Source organism: Paraburkholderia silviterrae, assembly GCF_004353915.1.
Lineage (GTDB): Bacteria > Pseudomonadota > Gammaproteobacteria > Burkholderiales > Burkholderiaceae > Paraburkholderia > Paraburkholderia silviterrae.
The window spans coordinates 67,919-84,157 of record NZ_SMRP01000003.1 but is presented as its reverse complement, the minus strand read 5'-3'; the positions used below and the strand labels follow the sequence as shown (position 1 = coordinate 84,157).

General features: G+C 66.5%; 15 protein-coding genes, 1 pseudogene and 1 riboswitch. Of the genes and pseudogenes, 11 read left to right on the top strand and 5 right to left on the bottom strand.

The features are described 5' to 3' along the window. Positions 1-46 precede the first annotated feature (46 nt). From EYW47_RS07800 to EYW47_RS07785, 4 genes are all read left to right on the top strand, one after another. Entirely contained in the window at positions 47-802 is a 756-nt protein-coding gene (locus EYW47_RS07800) for a c-type cytochrome (protein ID WP_133194308.1), read from the top strand. A gap of 21 nt (positions 803-823) precedes the next feature. Next, positions 824-2,119, top strand: coding sequence for a c-type cytochrome (locus EYW47_RS07795; RefSeq protein ID WP_133194307.1), 1,296 nt, complete (start codon positions 824-826; stop codon positions 2,117-2,119). Between the two features lie 107 nt (positions 2,120-2,226). Further along, the gene (gene trhA, locus EYW47_RS07790; protein WP_133194306.1) at positions 2,227-2,847 is read left to right on the top strand and encodes a PAQR family membrane homeostasis protein TrhA; all 621 of its coding nucleotides are present in this window, start codon (positions 2,227-2,229) and stop codon (positions 2,845-2,847) included. A 288-nt stretch (positions 2,848-3,135) separates the two neighbouring features. Beyond that, positions 3,136-4,806 carry a DEAD/DEAH box helicase gene (locus EYW47_RS07785; RefSeq protein ID WP_133194305.1) on the top strand — a complete coding sequence of 557 codons (1,671 nt, stop codon included), beginning with the start codon at positions 3,136-3,138 and terminating at the stop codon, positions 4,804-4,806. Between the two features lie 122 nt (positions 4,807-4,928). On the opposite strand, the gene EYW47_RS07780 is transcribed toward EYW47_RS07785, so the two are convergent. Further along, positions 4,929-5,762, bottom strand: a complete 834-nt coding sequence (locus EYW47_RS07780) for a ferritin-like domain-containing protein (protein ID WP_133194304.1) — start codon at positions 5,760-5,762, stop codon at positions 4,929-4,931. Between the two features lie 890 nt (positions 5,763-6,652). Here EYW47_RS07780 and EYW47_RS07770 point away from each other — a divergent pair. Then, positions 6,653-6,850: a hypothetical protein gene (locus EYW47_RS07770; protein WP_028217863.1), complete on the top strand. Its 198-nt coding sequence runs from the start codon at positions 6,653-6,655 to the stop codon at positions 6,848-6,850. Between the two features lie 324 nt (positions 6,851-7,174). On the opposite strand, the gene EYW47_RS07765 is transcribed toward EYW47_RS07770, so the two are convergent. Further along, entirely contained in the window at positions 7,175-7,558 is a 384-nt protein-coding gene (locus tag EYW47_RS07765) for a hypothetical protein (RefSeq protein WP_133194301.1), read from the bottom strand. A 298-nt stretch (positions 7,559-7,856) separates the two neighbouring features. Here EYW47_RS07765 and EYW47_RS07760 point away from each other — a divergent pair, with 298 nt between their 5' ends. Continuing rightward, on the top strand, positions 7,857-8,543 hold the full coding sequence (locus tag EYW47_RS07760) for an HAD family hydrolase (RefSeq protein WP_133194300.1): 687 nt from the start codon (positions 7,857-7,859) through the stop codon (positions 8,541-8,543). 215 nt (positions 8,544-8,758) lie between these two features. Here EYW47_RS07760 and ribB read toward each other — a convergent pair whose 3' ends face one another. The 3 genes and pseudogenes from ribB to EYW47_RS41755 all read right to left on the bottom strand — a co-directional run. Further along, entirely contained in the window at positions 8,759-9,478 is a 720-nt protein-coding gene (gene ribB, locus EYW47_RS07755; protein WP_133194299.1) for a 3,4-dihydroxy-2-butanone-4-phosphate synthase, read from the bottom strand. A gap of 172 nt (positions 9,479-9,650) precedes the next feature. After that, a riboswitch (FMN riboswitch) is annotated at positions 9,651-9,817 on the bottom strand. Between the two features lie 191 nt (positions 9,818-10,008). Next, positions 10,009-10,827, bottom strand: coding sequence for a helix-turn-helix domain-containing protein (locus tag EYW47_RS07750; protein WP_133194298.1), 819 nt, complete (start codon positions 10,825-10,827; stop codon positions 10,009-10,011). Between the two features lie 233 nt (positions 10,828-11,060). Then, positions 11,061-11,441, bottom strand: a pseudogene (locus tag EYW47_RS41755) (MFS transporter); the annotation flags it as partial. Between EYW47_RS41755 and EYW47_RS07740 the strand changes: the two are divergent. From EYW47_RS07740 to EYW47_RS07720, 5 genes are all read left to right on the top strand, one after another. Next, on the top strand, positions 11,394-12,164 hold the full coding sequence (locus tag EYW47_RS07740; protein ID WP_240763599.1) for a substrate binding domain-containing protein: 771 nt from the start codon (positions 11,394-11,396) through the stop codon (positions 12,162-12,164). The pseudogene EYW47_RS41755 and the gene EYW47_RS07740 overlap by 48 nt on opposite strands. A gap of 224 nt (positions 12,165-12,388) precedes the next feature. Then, entirely contained in the window at positions 12,389-13,762 is a 1,374-nt protein-coding gene (miaB, locus tag EYW47_RS07735; protein WP_133194295.1) for a tRNA (N6-isopentenyl adenosine(37)-C2)-methylthiotransferase MiaB, read from the top strand. Positions 13,763-13,791: 29 nt separating this feature from the next. Continuing rightward, on the top strand, positions 13,792-14,904 hold the full coding sequence (locus tag EYW47_RS07730) for a PhoH family protein (RefSeq protein WP_133194294.1): 1,113 nt from the start codon (positions 13,792-13,794) through the stop codon (positions 14,902-14,904). A 34-nt stretch (positions 14,905-14,938) separates the two neighbouring features. After that, complete coding sequence (gene ybeY / locus EYW47_RS07725) at positions 14,939-15,400, top strand: rRNA maturation RNase YbeY (protein WP_133194293.1); 462 nt, start codon at positions 14,939-14,941, stop codon at positions 15,398-15,400. Positions 15,401-15,437: 37 nt separating this feature from the next. After that, positions 15,438-16,217 (top strand): gamma-glutamylcyclotransferase, encoded by a 780-nt coding sequence (locus EYW47_RS07720; RefSeq protein ID WP_133194292.1) that lies wholly within the window; start codon positions 15,438-15,440, stop codon positions 16,215-16,217. Positions 16,218-16,239 lie beyond the last annotated feature (22 nt).

The following is a 16,239-nucleotide window of genomic DNA, read 5'->3' as shown; positions in this document are numbered from 1 at the left end:
CCTACAAGCCGGGTCGTTCGAAGCCTGGTCAGGTCCACGATAAAGAATGGAGTCACGCGTGTCCCCAAGACGTATCTCCAGACCGCTCATCCCGCTCGCCGCGCCGCTTTTGGCCGCATTGCTGTTCGGCACGACCGGAATCTTCAGCGCAGCGTCCGCCCAGACCCCACAGCCCAAGGCCCCCGACACGATAGAAGCACGCGTGCAGGGCTGCACCGCCTGTCACGGCTCGCACGGCCAGGGGACCGACAACGACTACTTCCCGCGCCTCGCCGGCAAACCGGCGGAGTACCTGTACAACCAGTTGATGAATTTTCGCGAGGGCCGCCGCAAGTACCCTCCGATGAATTACCTGGTCACCTATCTCTCCGACGACTACCTGCACGAGATCGCGACGTACTTCTCGCAGCAGCGGCCGCCCTATCCGCCGCCTTCGAAGCCGACGGTCGGCCAAAGCACGCTCGCGCACGGCCGCGAGATCGTGCTGCACGGCGACCCGGCGCGACAGGTGCCCGCGTGCGCGGCCTGTCACGGCGCGAAGCTCACTGGCATGGAGCAGGCCATTCCGGGTCTCGTCGGCCTGCATTCTGACTACATCAGCGCGCAGATCGGCGCCTGGCGCTCGGGCTCGCGCCACGCCAAGGCGCCCGACTGCATGCATGAGGTCGCCACGCGCCTCACGGATGACGACGTGAACGCGGTCGCGGCCTGGCTCTCAACGCAAAGCGCGCCGCAAAATCCCGTGCCGGCAGCGGCTGGCTCCTTGAAGACGCCGCTCGCCTGCGGCAGCGAACCGCAATAAGGCGCCGGGGGAGACAGCCATATGAACCGCAAGTCGCTGTACGCACTTTCCGCAGTCGTCATCGCCACCGCCGCCGCGCTCGTGCCGGTGCTGTGGACCGGCAACGACTATCTGCGCAACAGCTCGGCCCAGGCGGCCACGCCCGTCGACCAGTCCGACCTCATCAAGAAGGGCGAGTATCTCGCGCGCGCCGGCGACTGCGTCGCCTGCCATACCGTGCGCGGCGGCCAGCTCTTCGCGGGCGGCCTGCCGATGGCGACACCGTTCGGCACGCTCTATACGCCGAACATCACGCCCGACGACCAGTACGGCATCGGCAAGTGGAGCGCCGACGACTTCTATCGCGCCATGCACACGGGCCGCTCGAAGGACGGCAGCCTGCTCTATCCGGCCTTCCCGTTCACGAGCTACACGAAGGTCTCGCGCGCCGACTCGGACGCGATCTACGCGTACCTGCGCTCGGTGCCGCCGGTGAACGTGCCGAGCCGCCCGCACGAGCTCAAGTTCCCGTTCAACAACCGCAACCTGCTGATCGGCTGGCGCACGCTGTTCTTCCGTGAAGGCGAGTACAAGCCCGACCCGACCAAATCGGTCGAATGGAACCGTGGCGCGTATCTGGTCGAGGGCCTCGGCCACTGCGCCATGTGCCACACGTCGATCAACATGATGGGCGGGCCGGTCAACTCGTCGGCGTTCGCGGGCGGCCTGATCCCGCTGCAGAACTGGTACGCGCCCTCGCTCACCTCGAGTGAAGGCGGCCTCGGCGATTGGGACATCAAGGACATTTCGAGCCTGCTGAAGACCGGCGTCTCGGAACGCGGCGCGGTGTTTGGCCCGATGGCGGACGTCATTCATAACAGTCTGCAATATCTCTCGGAAGACGATATCCAGGCGATGGCGACGTATCTCAAGACGATTCCGCAAAAGAAGGAAGCGCCTGAGCAGATGCAGATGGAAACGTCCGAAGCGTTCGGAGGCGAACTCTTACAACAAGGTCAGAAGATCTACCATGACCAGTGTGCAAAGTGCCACGCGGAAAACGGCCTCGGCATGCCGCCGAACTTCCCGCCGCTCGCGAACAATCAGTCGATCCAGATGAAATCGGCTGTGAATCCGATCCGTATGGTGCTCAACGGCGGCTATCCGCCCAGCACGCAGGGCAATGCCCGCCCGTACGGCATGCCGCCGTTCGCACAAGCGCTGTCCAACCAGGAGGTGGCGGCGGTCGTGACGTTCATCCGCATGACGTGGGGCAACAAGGGCACGCCGGTGTCCCCGCAACAGGTGGCCGATCTGCGCTCCGCGCCGCTCGACTGACGCGCGTTTGCTATAGTGGCGTCTGCCTGACAAGGGCGCAGCCGGCAAAACACCGCCCGCTGCGCCCTTCGCTATTGCTGGAGCAAGAAGAACAAGGAGTTGTCGTCATGAACGCGGGTGAGCGTCTGAACAGCATTACGCACCTCGTGGGCGCGTTGCTGTCGGTCGCAGGGCTGGTTTCGCTCGTCACGCTCGGGGCGCTCGATCACGACGCGTACAAGGTCGTGAGCTTCGCCGTCTATGGCGCGATGCTGTGCGCGCTGTACACCGTCTCCACGCTGTATCACGGCGTGCGCGGACCGCGCATCAAGGCCGTGCTGCAGAAGTGCGATCATGCCGCGATCTATCTGCTGATCGCGGGCAGCTATACTCCGTTCTCGCTCGTCACGCTGCGCGGGCCGTGGGGCTGGTCGCTCTTCGGCGTAAGCTGGGGGCTTGCCGTGCTCGGGATCGTGCAGGAGCTCACGCTCGGGCGCCGCACGCGCGTGCTTTCGATGGTGCTCTACGTGGTGATGGGCTGGCTCGCGCTGGTCGCGGTCAAGCCGCTCATCGGGGCGCTGCCGCCCGCGGGCACCGCGTGGCTGGTGGCAGGCGGCATCGTCTATAGCGTCGGCATTTATTTTTTCGTCAACGACGAACGCATCCGGCACGGACATGGTATCTGGCATCTGTTCGTGCTCGCCGGGAGCGTCTGTCAATTCGTGAGCGTCGCGGGCTACGTCGCGTGATGCGCCCCGCCGGGGCCAAATCGGGCAACTGCGGGGCAACCCCGGTCAGCCACCGGGCGGGCCGAGGCACACGAAGCAAATGCGAAGACCATCGCGCGGCGGCCGCAGTGTCCGCGGCCTCGCGATGCAACTTTACGCCAGCCGGCGGGTCTGCATAGACCGCCGACACGCGGCGCGCGCACTGGCGCGCCGTCCGAATGAACGCGAGCGGGCGCAACCGCAGCTCTCGCGGCGCGCCGTAACCGCCAGCGCCTCGCCACTCGCGCCACTGCAATACAACAGGTCTTTATGTCTTTCGATTCTCTCGGCTTGTCCGAACCGCTGGTCCGTGCTGTCAATGAACTTGGCTACACCACACCCACGCCCATCCAGTCGCAAGCCATTCCCGCCGTGCTGAACGGCGGCGACCTGCTCGCCGGCGCCCAGACCGGCACCGGCAAGACCGCCGGCTTCACACTGCCCATCCTGCAGCGTCTGACCGACATGCCGCCGGCCGCTACGGCCAAACGCGTCGTGCGCGCGCTCATTCTCACGCCCACGCGCGAGCTGGCCGCCCAGGTCGAGGAAAGCGTACGCGCCTACGGCAAGTATCTGAAGCTGAAGTCGACGGTGATGTTCGGCGGCGTGGGCATCAATCCGCAGATCGACGCGCTCAAGCGCGGCGTGGACATCGTGGTTGCAACGCCGGGCCGTCTGCTCGACCACATGCAGCAAAAGACCATCGATCTCTCGCACATCGAGATCCTCGTGCTCGACGAAGCCGACCGCATGCTCGACATGGGCTTCATCCACGACATCAAGCGCGTGCTCGCCAAGCTGCCGCCGAAGCGCCAGAACCTGCTCTTCTCGGCCACCTTCGCCGACGAAATCAAGGCGCTCGCCGACAACCTGCTCGACTCGCCCGCGCTCATCGAAGTCGCGCGCCGCAACACCACGGCGGAAACCGTCGCGCAGAAGGTCTACCCCGTCGATCGCGACCGCAAGCGCGAGTTGCTCACGCATCTGATCCGCCAGCACAACTGGTTCCAGGTGCTCGTGTTCACGCGCACCAAGCACGGTGCGAACCGTCTCGCCGAGCAGCTCACCAAGGACGGCATCAGCGCGCTCGCGATCCACGGCAACAAGAGCCAGTCGGCCCGCACGCGCGCCTTGAGCGAATTCAAGGACGGCACGCTGCAGGTGCTCGTGGCCACCGACATCGCGGCGCGCGGCATCGACATCGACCAGTTGCCGCACGTGGTCAACTTCGACCTGCCGAACGTGCCCGAAGACTACGTGCACCGCATCGGCCGCACCGGTCGCGCGGGCGCGACGGGCGAAGCCGTGTCGCTCGTCTGCGTGGACGAACATCAGCTCCTGAAAGACATCGAAAGGCTCATCAAGCGCGCGGTGCCGCAAGAGGTCATTGCGGGCTTCGAGCCGGACCCGAACGCGAAGCCCGAACCGATCCTGCGCCGTGGCCAGCAACAAGGCCGCGGGCAGCGTCAGGGGCAAGGCCAGGGACGCGGTGCGGCAGGCAATGCAAGCAATGCGGCAGCAGCCAAGCCCGCACAGGGACGCGAAGCACGTGGCGGCAACCGTGAGGGTGGCCGCGAGGGTGGCCGTGACGGCAACCGCGCGCAGACCGCCAACGGTGGTGGCAATCGCCAAAACAACGGCGGCAACAACGTTGGCAACAACGGCGGCCAGCGCCCGGCCAAGCCTGCCGCACCGAACGGCGTGCGCACTGCCAAGCCGGTGAAGCAGCAAAGCGCGAATCACGGCGCACCGGGCGCTCGTGGCGAGCACACGCGCCGCGAAAGCCAGCGCGGCGTCGCGCACGAAAGCCAGCGCGGCGTGTCGCATGAAAGCGCGCTCGGCCGTGCGCAGCGCAAGCCGCAATCGAATCCGGGCGCACTGCTAGGCGGCCGTCCGGGCGGCAACGCGCGCCGTCACGGCAACGGCCAGCGCGACCGTTAATCTCGATTAGCGCTACGCGCGAGCAATACCTCGCGCAACCGTACGCACAAAGGCCCGCTTTTTAGCGGGCCTTTGCGTTTTCTGCTTTGCACGCGCCCACTGGCGCGTGCAAAGGGCGTGCCTCAGCGGAAGAACACGTGCTGTGTGATCTTCGCGAGCGGATAGTGCACGCTCGGCTGAATCTTCGCGGGAATGTCGAGCGGCTTGAGCAGCATCTTCACGCACATGTCGGCGGAAAGATTGTGGCGCACGAGCTTGTTCACGCGCGCCGTGAGCTCACGATTGTAGGCGTGATCCTTCACGCGATCGGGATAGCGAATCGCGAACACGTGACGCAATGCGATCTCCGAATCCTCGTTCTTGATCTCCATCACGCGACGCATGAGCGCACCGAGCACGGCAAGACGCCCGTGCCCTTCGACCTGGTTGTACTTCTTGAAATAGCGGAAAAAGTGCTTGTAGTGGCGCACTTCGTCGCTGCGGATGTTGTCGGTGATTTCCTTGAGCACCGGCTCGTTCGAGCATTCGCCAATCGCCCGATAGAGCGTAGCCGTGCCCGTCTCCACCACGCAGCGCGCGACCATTTCGAGCGCCCGCGTACGCTCGAACTCCTCGAACGAGCAGGTCTTCGAATACTCTTCGAAGAAGTTGTGGAAGGCCGTGTCCCAGTCGAACTCGGGCCACACGTACTGGATGTAGGTCTTCAGCGCGCGGCCATGCTGAAGCTCCTCGTGCTCCCATTCATTGTTGAGCCACTCCGAGACTTCCGGGTCGCCGTTGAAGAAGATGTTGAGGTTGCTCGTGTAGAGGTCCGAGCCGCTTTCGATGAACGAGGACGCACAAAGCAGCAGCAGCAAGTCTTCGTTGCTGCGGGCTCGCTGACGGTCAATCCGCGTAAGGTCGATATCTTCGATGCGCCAGGGCATCACATGGCGAGGCTCAATGTCGTTGCGCATTCTGTCGTGCTCCAAAGCGGTATCTCTGTGCGCGGCGCACCACCGGTTTGACGACCCGGTCTTGCGTTCCCGCCGCGTAGTGAAAGGTACCAGCCGTGATTACTTCATCTTAGCTGTGGTTTCGCAAAGCTGCAGTCTGAGAGCACAGACCGATCCCGCTTGCCGCAGTTCCGGGAAGAGTCGACTTGTAAGGCGCCTGCGAGCGGATTGTCATGCCTTCATCCGGCACTCATGGGCATCGCGGCAAGGGCATCGACCGCTTCGCGCAAGGCGCATTGCGCCGCGCCTGCCCGTGCCCGATCCCCGCAAAGCGCCAGCCGGCGGGCCTGACACGGCCTTCGACGCGCCTGAGAACGCGCGCTCGCGGCAAACGCGCGCGCGACATCGTATGCCGTTACACCCGCCGCGCGCCGGAACCGAGGAATCCCTCCACGCTGCCCGCTTGACGGCCCCGCGCGTGCACGAGTTGATGGGGCACGAGTGCGCACCCGCGCGATCGGAGAACCGTGCGCGCATCTGCACAGGCACCGGATCCGGGTCGCTGCGCATGCCGCGCTGCGGCAAGAACTTGAAGTGAAATCAAGGATCTGCGCGCACGGCACCACCGCCGCCGCGGACACGGAATGTCAAACAGAATATTTTTGGGGTGTGATTTGTACAACGCAGGGCGGTTGACTACACTCCAGTTCCCCGGCGCCGATCCGGGCTGGATGCCGTTTGGACTGTTTGTCGCCACCTGCCGGATGCGTGACGCATGACAGCCAAAGGACCGCACATCCGGCACCTCGCGCGCTGTTGCAGGCTTTCGCTCACGCCCACCGCATGACTGTCATCAAGCCGCCCCGCGGGCCGCGATGGATGACCTCTGATGCGGCAACATGGAGAGAACGATGCTGAGTCCGCATGAATTCGCCACCCTGCTGCTAGTGAAGGACGCCCCCAACCAGATCGACATGGAACGCGAAGAACTCGACGCCCTCCTCGAACGACAGCTCGTCCAACTGGAGCGGCTCGCTTCCGGCCTCCAGCAATGGCGACTTACAGAAATTGGCGACTCCGCGTTGCGCGCCATCAAACGATTTTCATGACGGGACGGGCAGGCGGTGCTCACGCGCCGGCCTGATTCCCCTGCCGATGTCTCGCTAATTTTTCTCGACCCGCGCGGACGCGGGAATCGTCCGCCAGCGTGGTTTGTCGAGACCTTCCCCGATGCAGGCGCACGGCTGTAGACGTACGCCTGCAGTGCATGGTCACGCGGACCCGCGCGCTTCATGCCCGCGTGACCATTTTTTTCCGCGCCCGAGCATCCATAGGGTGCGCGGGGCGGGGCGCTTGCCCTGCCCGGCGCGTGGACGCTCTATGTTGATTCCCGTGCTACCCGCCTCGCCCCGCCTCGCCTCGCCCTGCTGCGCTCAGCCCCCGCGCAGGGTCGAATCGGCCGACGCGCGCCAGGAGAGCGCCTGGGCGCGCTGCTCGTTGAGATACGTCACCCAGTCATTGCGTGCCTGCGCGTTTGCGCCCGCGCCGTGGGCGGCGTATTGCTGCGCGAGACCCGCCTGGAAGCTGCAGAACTGCGCCTGCGGCAGCTTGCCGTGGCGGCTTGCCACCCAGGCGTCGTACACCGCCGAATAGACGGCCTGCGTGTCGGCGCCGTAGTCGGTCTGCTGGCCGCCGCACGTCTGCTGCAATTGAGCGAACGGCGGCGCGCGCCAGCCGCCCACGAGCCCCGACGTATTGGCGCATCCGGCACACCCGACGGCCAGCACCGCTGCGCCGATCATCGCAAGTCCACGCATAGCGTTCCCCTTGTCCTCATTGCCCTTGATCTGCTGCTTTCGACCGGTTCCGATTACGCACACTATTGTCGCATCGCGCGGCGCGCGCGACACCCTGGCCGTACGGCCAAAGCGCCATGGAGCGTCCAGGCCGCCCGCGCGCCCACCCGCCGCAAGCCCCGATGACAAGGTCGCCGCGCCCGTCGGCCGGGCCCCACAAAAGCACGTATCATGGCGTTTTCAACCTTCCCGCCTTGCCGGCTCACGCGGCCCCGCCGCCTGGCCTGGCCGCCCTGCCTCCCGCACTTTCGTCTTGCGCATGATCGACCATCTCATCTGCGACTGCGACGGCGTACTCGTCGACAGTGAAGTCATTGCCGACCACGTCCTCTTCGATACGCTCAGCCGCACCTTTCCCGGTGTCGACTTTCGCGCCGCCGTGGCGAGCGCATTCGGCCAGCAGACCTCGCGCTTTCTCGCGGACGTCGCGGCACGCTTCAATCTCACCCTGCCCGAGCATTTTCTCGAGACGATCGATCACAACTGCGAAGTCGCCATCGCCGAATCGGTGAGCCCGATCAACGGCGTGCGCGACGCGCTGCGTCAGGTCACGCTGCCGGCCGCCGTGGTCTCGAACAGCCGGCTCACGCGCGTGCACGCTTCGGTGCGGCGCGCCGGGCTCGACGCGATCTTCGGCGAGCGCATCTTCAGCGCCGAGCAGGTCGAGCGGCCCAAGCCTTATCCGGACGTCTATCTGCACGCGGCCTCGGCGCTCGGCGTGGAGCCGGAGCGCTGCCTCGTCGTCGAGGACAGCCTTGCGGGCCTGAACGCCGCGCGCGCGGCGGGCATGAAGACGATCGCCTTCGTCGGCGCGAGCCATATCCCGTCGGGCTATGCCGACGTGCTGCGCGAGATGGGCATCACGCGCATCATGAAGCACATGGATGAGCTGCCTGCCCTCGTCGAGGCCGGCGTGCGCGGCGAATTCGGCGATCAACAGTCGTAACCGCCAGTCGTAACCGCGCTCACCACCACAATCCGTGACCACGCATCACCGCTGCGAGGGGTACGGCGGTGCGCACTGCGCGCCCCGGCGTTTGCAAGCGTAGAACGACAAGCGGCGCGTGGGCCGCAAGGCCACGCGCCGTTATCGCAACTGTGATGCTCGCGGTGTCCTGGCCAGCGCGCCCCAAAGCGCTTTCCGGCCCGGCTCCGGGCGCCTTATGCAGGCTCGGCGCAGCGCTCGCGCGCCTGCGCGAGCGCCTCGCGGAACGCCACCAGCTCCGCGATCGTCAGCATCGGCAGGTTGTGCCGCTTCGCGAAGTCGTCGACCTGCTGGCCGCGCGCCATCGTGCCATCCGGATTCATCAGCTCGCACAGCACGCCGGCAGGCGCGAGGCCCGCGAGCACGGCCAGATCGACGGTGCCTTCGGTATGGCCGCGGCGCGCCAGCACCCCGCCCGGCTGCGCGCGCAGCGGAAACACGTGGCCGGGGCGCACGATGTCGGCCGGCTTCGCATTCGGGGCGATGGCGGCGCGGATCGTCGTCACGCGGTCGGCGGCGGACACGCCCGTGCTCACGCCATCGCGCGCCTCGATCGACACCGTGAACGCGGTGCGGTTGCGGCTTTCGTTGTGCGGAACCATGGGCGGCAGCTCGAGCGCGCGCACCTTCTCGTCGGACAGGCACAGGCACACGATGCCGCTGCATTCGCGAATGAAGAGCGCCATCGTCTCGGGGGTGAGACGTTCGGCGGCAAGCACGAGATCGGCTTCGTCTTCGCGGTCGTGGTCGTCCTGCAGCACGACCGGACGGCCTTCGCGCATGGCCTGCAGCGCGGCGGCAATACGGGGCGGCACCGGTTCGGTGTCGAGCAGGGGAAGATCGTCGATGGCGTCGAGCAGCGGCTCGACAGATACAGCATTGCGGGTAAAGGACATGTGAAACGCTCCTCGCAAGAGTTGGGCGAAAAACGTTTCAGGGCATTGCAAACAGACAGGAATCCCCGGCGCGCGGGATCGGGCGCGCGTGGCCGGAACACGACGCCAGGGCGTCGCGCGCAAGGCCGGCGCGGGCCGAAAAGCCGCGGCGGATGGGCAAACATGACCATCTGCACATCTTCTTCCATCCGGACTATGACCGTCGGCTCTGGCATCGCACCAGATCTGCTGACCCTGCGCGAAAAACCTCGCGCAGGCGCTCGCGGGCTCGTCGGCCTTGCCTTGCGGCGCGGCCGACATACCGCCGGTGGGGAATTTCACCCCGCCCTGAAGACGCACTGATTACCGGTTGAACCGGCCGGCAAAGGATACAACAGAGCGCGCCGTCGTGCAGCGCGGAAAAAAACTCGTCAGCAGCCGCCGCGCGCCGCGTCTTGTGCATGGCGGGATGCCCGAACGCGCCGCTGGTGGGCGCGCGCGTGGATCCCCCGTGAAGTACGCGGTGTATGCCGCAGTGCGCAATATCGCACTCATTCAGGCTGCGCGGGCGCAACCGCCTGGACGCCACCCGGCAGCGGCGAGTCCCAGCGCGGCGGCGTTTCGGCGTTGAGCGTCACGCGAAAGGCGCGCGCCTCGGTGTCGCCGGGATTGCGCAGGCTGTGCGGCTGGTCCGCGTCGAACACGATCGCATCGCCCGTCGCAAGCAACTGGCGCCGCTCGTGCACGCTCACCTCGAGCGTGCCTTCGCTCACCACGAGGTTCACGGTCGTGCCCGGCGCGCGGGGCCTGCCGGGCTCGGTATGCAGCGGCGCGATGCGCAGCTCGTGGAATTCGGCGGCGGCGGGACCGTCCTCGGGAAAGAGCGCGCGCGACGAGTAGCGTCCGTCGGCGCTCACGCGGCGCGACGCGCGCTCGGCAGGCAGATGCTCGAAACCGCTCACCGCATGCCGCCGCAGAAACGCCGACACCGAAACCTTGAGCGCCGCCGCCACCTTGCAGAGCACCTTGATCGACGGCACGCTGCGCGCAGACTCCACTTGCGCGAGCATCGCGCGCGAGACGCCCGATGCGCGGGCGAGCGCGTCGAGCGAGAGCTGGCGCTCGGCGCGCAGGCGCGCCAGGTTCACGCCAACGAGATATTCGAGCGCATCGAAAGGACCATCGGCGCGCGCGGCAGCGTTGGATCCCGCGGACGGATGAGCAGCCAGGTCCTGCTCATCCCGTTCCTCAGTTCTCCGATCGATGTGCGGATCGACGATCTGTCGATCATCAGCGAGATGATTCGCACTCCGATACGTGACCGGACGATCGGCCTGCGCGTCCCTCACGAGCGCGAGCGTTGAATGCATGGCATGCCTCCCAGACGCGCCGTGAAACGGCGCAAGTGCTTGAATGGAGGCAAGACTAGCATCGCGCCTCGCCACGCCCAACGAAGTTATCTTCACACTGATATCAGCATTGCAGAGCGCGTTGACGGGAATGCTTTTGCGTCGTGGCGATATGTGCGCACGCCGCGCGCGCCCAGCCGCCGCGGCGGGCGGATGGCTACCGCCACGCGCGGCGGGCCGCAGCCTCGCCCCGCTCAGCAGGCGTCCTGCCGCACGGCCATGCCCGCGGCGCGCAGCGGCGCCTTGCGCGCGTCCAGGCGCGCCGCCGCCCACGTGAGGATGAGTGCTGCAATCGCGACGGCCGCGGCCACCCATGGCAGCGCCGCGAGCGCGATGCCGTGCGTGATCGCGAGGCCACCGAGCCATGCACCCATCGCATTGCCCATGTTGAACGCGCCGATGTTCAGCGTCGATGCGAGGTTGGGCGCGGCGGACGCCTTCGCGACCACGCGCATCTGCAGCGGCGGCACGGTGGCGAAGGCAGCGATGCCCCACACGAACACGGTGATCGCGGCAGGCACGCTCGCGTGGCTCGTCTTCGTGAAGATCGCCATGACCACGGCGAGCGCGGCAAGCTGCGCATCTCGGCGACTTCGGACTTCGGCCGCAATCTGCTGATGAAATGGCTCGACGAATTCCGTGCGCTCTACCCCGAAGTGCGCTTCGCGCTGACACTCACCGACACCATTTCGAATCTCGTCCTCGAGGACATCGATCTCTCGATCCGTTTCGGCACGCCGGCGGACAGCTCGCTCGTGGCGCGGCCGCTCGCGCCGAACCGGCGCGTGCTGTGCGCCTCGCCCGCGTACCTCGCGCGCAAGGGCGTGCCAGGCGAGCCCGGCGATCTGGCCCGATTCGATTGCATCGTGATCAGCTCGGTGGCCGGGCCCGTGAACGAATGGCGCTTCACCCGCGACGGGCACACGCAGACTTACACGGTGCCGATGGAAGACGCGCTCGAAACCACCGACGGCGCGGTCGCGCGCCAATGGGCGCTGTGCGGCTACGGTCTCGCCGTGAAATCGATCTGGGACGTAGCCGACGACCTGCGCGCCGGGCGCCTGAAGATCGTCATGCCGGACTGGCGCTACCCGGACGCGCCGCTGCACGCGCTCTATCACCGCAACCGCTTTCTCGCGCCGCGCGTGCGGGCGCTGCTCGAGTTCCTGACCGAGCGCTTCGCGCAGACCGCCGGCGAGCTCAATGCGCTCGTGCCGTGCACCGACGATGCGATGCCCGCTGAGCGGCGACGCCGTGCGCAGCGGACACAGCGCCGGCCCAACCGCGCCGGCGCATAAGGCTATAATGTTGGATTGCGCTGAATGACGATTCGCGCCGCAAACTGGCGGCAAAAATACGCAAAAGCACGCGAATCGCCCCTATTGGGTACACCACGGGGGTGCACCACGGCCCGCGCGGCCTGGCCACCCGTTTCAGCCCTCTTTATCACCGTAGTCCCGAAGTGCACGCGTGCATCAACCGGACGACGCCCCCAGGTAAACCACTGCGAACGGCGACCCCGATGACCAAGAAAGTTTATGTAAAGACCTTTGGCTGCCAGATGAACGAGTACGACTCCGACAAGATGGTCGACGTGCTCGGCGCCGCTGAAGGCCTCGTGAAAACCGATACGCCCGAAGACGCGGACGTCATTCTCTTCAACACTTGCTCGGTGCGTGAAAAGGCCCAGGAGAAGGTGTTCTCCGACCTCGGCCGTGTGCGCGAGCTCAAGGAAGCGAACCCGAACCTGCTGATCGGCGTAGGCGGCTGCGTGGCGAGCCAGGAAGGCGCGGCCATCGTGCAGCGCGCGCCCTACGTCGACCTCGTGTTCGGTCCGCAAACCCTGCACCGCCTGCCGCAGATGATCGACGCGCGCCGCGCCTCGGGCCGCGCGCAGGTCGACATCACGTTCCCCGAAATCGAGAAGTTCGACCACCTGCCGCCCGCGCGCGTGGAAGGCCCGAGCGCGTTCGTCTCGATCATGGAAGGCTGCTCGAAATACTGCAGCTACTGCGTCGTGCCGTACACGCGCGGCGAGGAAGTCTCGCGCCCGCTCGACGACGTGCTCACGGAAGTCGCCGGCCTCGCCGACCAGGGCGTGCGCGAAGTCACGCTGCTCGGCCAAAACGTGAACGCCTACCGCGGCGCCCTCACGCAAGGCGCGCAAGACATCGCCGACTTTGCCACGCTGATCGAATACGTCGCCGACATCCCCGGCATCGAGCGCATCCGCTACACCACTTCGCATCCGAAGGAATTCACGCAGCGCCTGATCGACGCCTATGCGAAGGTGCCCAAGCTCGTGAGCCATCTGCATCTGCCGGTGCAGCACGGTTCGGACCGCGTGCTGATGGCGATGAAGCGCGGCTACACCGTGCTCGAATACAAGTCGGTCATCCGCAAGCTGCGTGCGATTCGCCCCGACCTGTCGCTCTCCACGGACATCATCGTGGGCTTCCCCGGCGAGACCGAAGAGGACTTCGAGAAGACCATGGCGCTCGTCGAGGAAATGAAGTACGACACGAGCTTCTCGTTCATCTATAGCCCGCGTCCGGGCACGCCGGCTGCGAACCTGCACGACGACACGCCGCGCGAAGTGAAGTTGAAGCGCCTGCAGCATCTGCAGGCCACGATCGAAGAGAACGTGCAGCGCATCAGCCAGTCGATGGTCGGCCGAGTCGAGCGCATTCTGGTGGAAGGCCCGTCGCGCAAAGACCCGAGCGAGCTCTCGGGCCGCACCGAGAACAACCGCGTCGTGAACTTCCCGGCGCCGCTCGCCTCGCACGCACGCCTGATCGGCCAGATGATCGACGTGAAGATCAACCACGCCTACCCGCACTCGCTGCGCGGCGAGCTCGTGCTCGCGCACGAGGACACTTCGGCGCTCACGCACTGATCAGCGCCTGAACGGAGTTCACTGATACCTTGAAGCCCAATCAGCAGCATCTGGAATTCACCGCGCCGCGCGACGACAACGCGCGGCTCGCAAATCTCTGCGGCCCGCTCGACGAAAACCTGCGGCAAATCGAACAGGCGCTCGACGTGACCCTCGCGCGGCGCGGCCATCGCATCTCGATTCGCGGTCGCGGCGCGAAACTCGCGCTCGCCGCGCTCGAAAACTTCTACAACCAGGCGCGCGATCCGCTTTCCGTCGACGACATCCAGCTCGCGCTGGTCGAAGCGCGCCATCCTGCCAACTTCGCGGGCAACTCCGCCAACGATGCGCGCGCGAGCGGCAACGGCGGGCTGCGCAACAATGGCGCCGATGCGGTGGAAATCGACCCACGATTCCGCGGCGACCCCGATCACCCGTTCGACGAGCCCGCGCGCGAAGGCGTCGATGTCGAGGAACTCGGTCCGAAGCTCTACACGCGCCGCGCCGACCTGCGTGGCCGCACGCCCGCGCAGCGCGAATACCTCAAGCAGATCATCTCGCACGACGTGACCTTCGGCATCGGGCCGGCGGGCACGGGCAAGACCTATCTCGCCGTGGCCTGCGCCGTGGACGCGCTCGAGCGCGACCAGGTCAAGCGCATCGTGCTCACGCGTCCGGCCGTGGAAGCGGGCGAGCGCCTCGGCTTCCTGCCCGGCGACCTCGCGCAGAAGGTGGACCCGTATCTGCGTCCTTTGTATGACGCGCTCTACGACCTGCTCGGCTTCGACAAGACCGCGAAAATGTTCGAGCGCCAGATGATCGAGATCGCGCCGCTCGCGTACATGCGCGGACGCACGCTCAATCACGCGTTCATCATCCTCGACGAGGCGCAGAACACCACGCCCGAGCAGATGAAGATGTTCCTGACGCGCATCGGCTTCGGCTCGAAGGCCGTCGTGACCGGCGACGTCACCCAGATAGACCTGCCGCGCGGCCACAAGAGCGGGCTGATCGAGGCGCAGCACGTGCTCGCCGACGTGCGCGGCATCGCGCTCACGCGCTTCACGAGCGCGGACGTCGTGCGCCATCCGCTCGTCGCGCGTATTGTCGAGGCCTACGACGCGCACTCGAATAAGGATGACGGCAACGGCGACGCGCGCTGATGCGCACGCCCGAGACGACAAGCAACGACGCACCATGCCCCGCGCACCGAAACTCAAACTGAACGTGCAGTTCCCCGCCGCGAAGGCGTTTCCCGAGCACAAGGCCGCGCTGCCACGGGCGACCGTGGCGGCATGGGTGAAGGCCGCCCTGTTCGCCGACGCCGAGCTGACTGTGCGCTTCGTCGACGCCGAAGAAGGCCGCACGCTCAACCGCAGCTATCGCGGCAAGGACTACGCGACCAACGTCCTTACCTTCGCTTACGCCGAGAGTGAGGACGATCCCGTGACAGGCGACCTGATTCTCTGCTGCCCGGTGGTGGAGAAGGAAGCCGCCGAACAGGGCAAGCCGCTTTCGGCGCACTACGCGCACCTGCTCGTGCACGGCACGCTGCACGCGCAAGGCTACGATCACGAGGACGACGCCGAAGCCGAAGAGATGGAGGGCATCGAAACCGAAGTCCTCAACTCGCTCGGCTTTCCCGATCCGTACAAGTAAGGCCTCGACTGGTCTTTCCCGCCCTACCCCGTCCGATATGAACGACAAGCGCGCGAACGATTCCGGTGATGTTTCCGAACCGCTGGTGGAAAGCGGTGCGCCCTCCGGCGGCGCGCCCTCCGGCGGAGCGCCCTGCGGCGAGACGCCCTTTTCCGCAGGAGGCAAACCCTCCGGCCGGGCGTCCCCGGGCAGCACGGCGCTGCCTTGCCCCGGCTATCCGCCTTCGCTCGGCGAGTCGCGTCTGCTCACCGAAGACGAACTGCGCGCGTCGCTCGACTGCACGCTCCAGCAATGGGACGGCACGAGCGACATCTGGCTGTTCGGCTATGGCTCGCTGATCTGGAATCCGGGCCTGCCGACCGTCGAAAACGTGCGCTCGCGCGTGCACGGCTACCATCGCGGGCTGTATCTGTGGTCGCGCGTGAATCGCGGCACGCCCGAGCAGCCGGGCCTCGTGCTCGCGCTCGACCGTGGCGGCTCGTGCGCCGGCGTGGCTTTTCGGCTGGCCGCCGATGGCGTCATGCCGCATCTGGAAGCGCTCTGGCGCCGCGAAATGCCGATGGGATCGTACCGGCCCGCCTGGTTGCCCTGCGCGCTCGCCGACGGCCGGCGCGTTGCGGCGCTCGCCTTCGTCATGCGGCGCGACGTGCCCACTTACACGGGCAAACTCGATGAAAACACGGTACGCACCGTGTTCGGCTGCGCCGAGGGCCGCTACGGCACGACGCTCGACTACGTGCGACGTACGGTGGTGGCGTTGCGCGAGAGCGGCATGCCCGACCGGGCGCTGGAGCGGCTGCTCGCGCGCTGCGCGTGAGTCAGGCGAGCGCCGAGCTCGC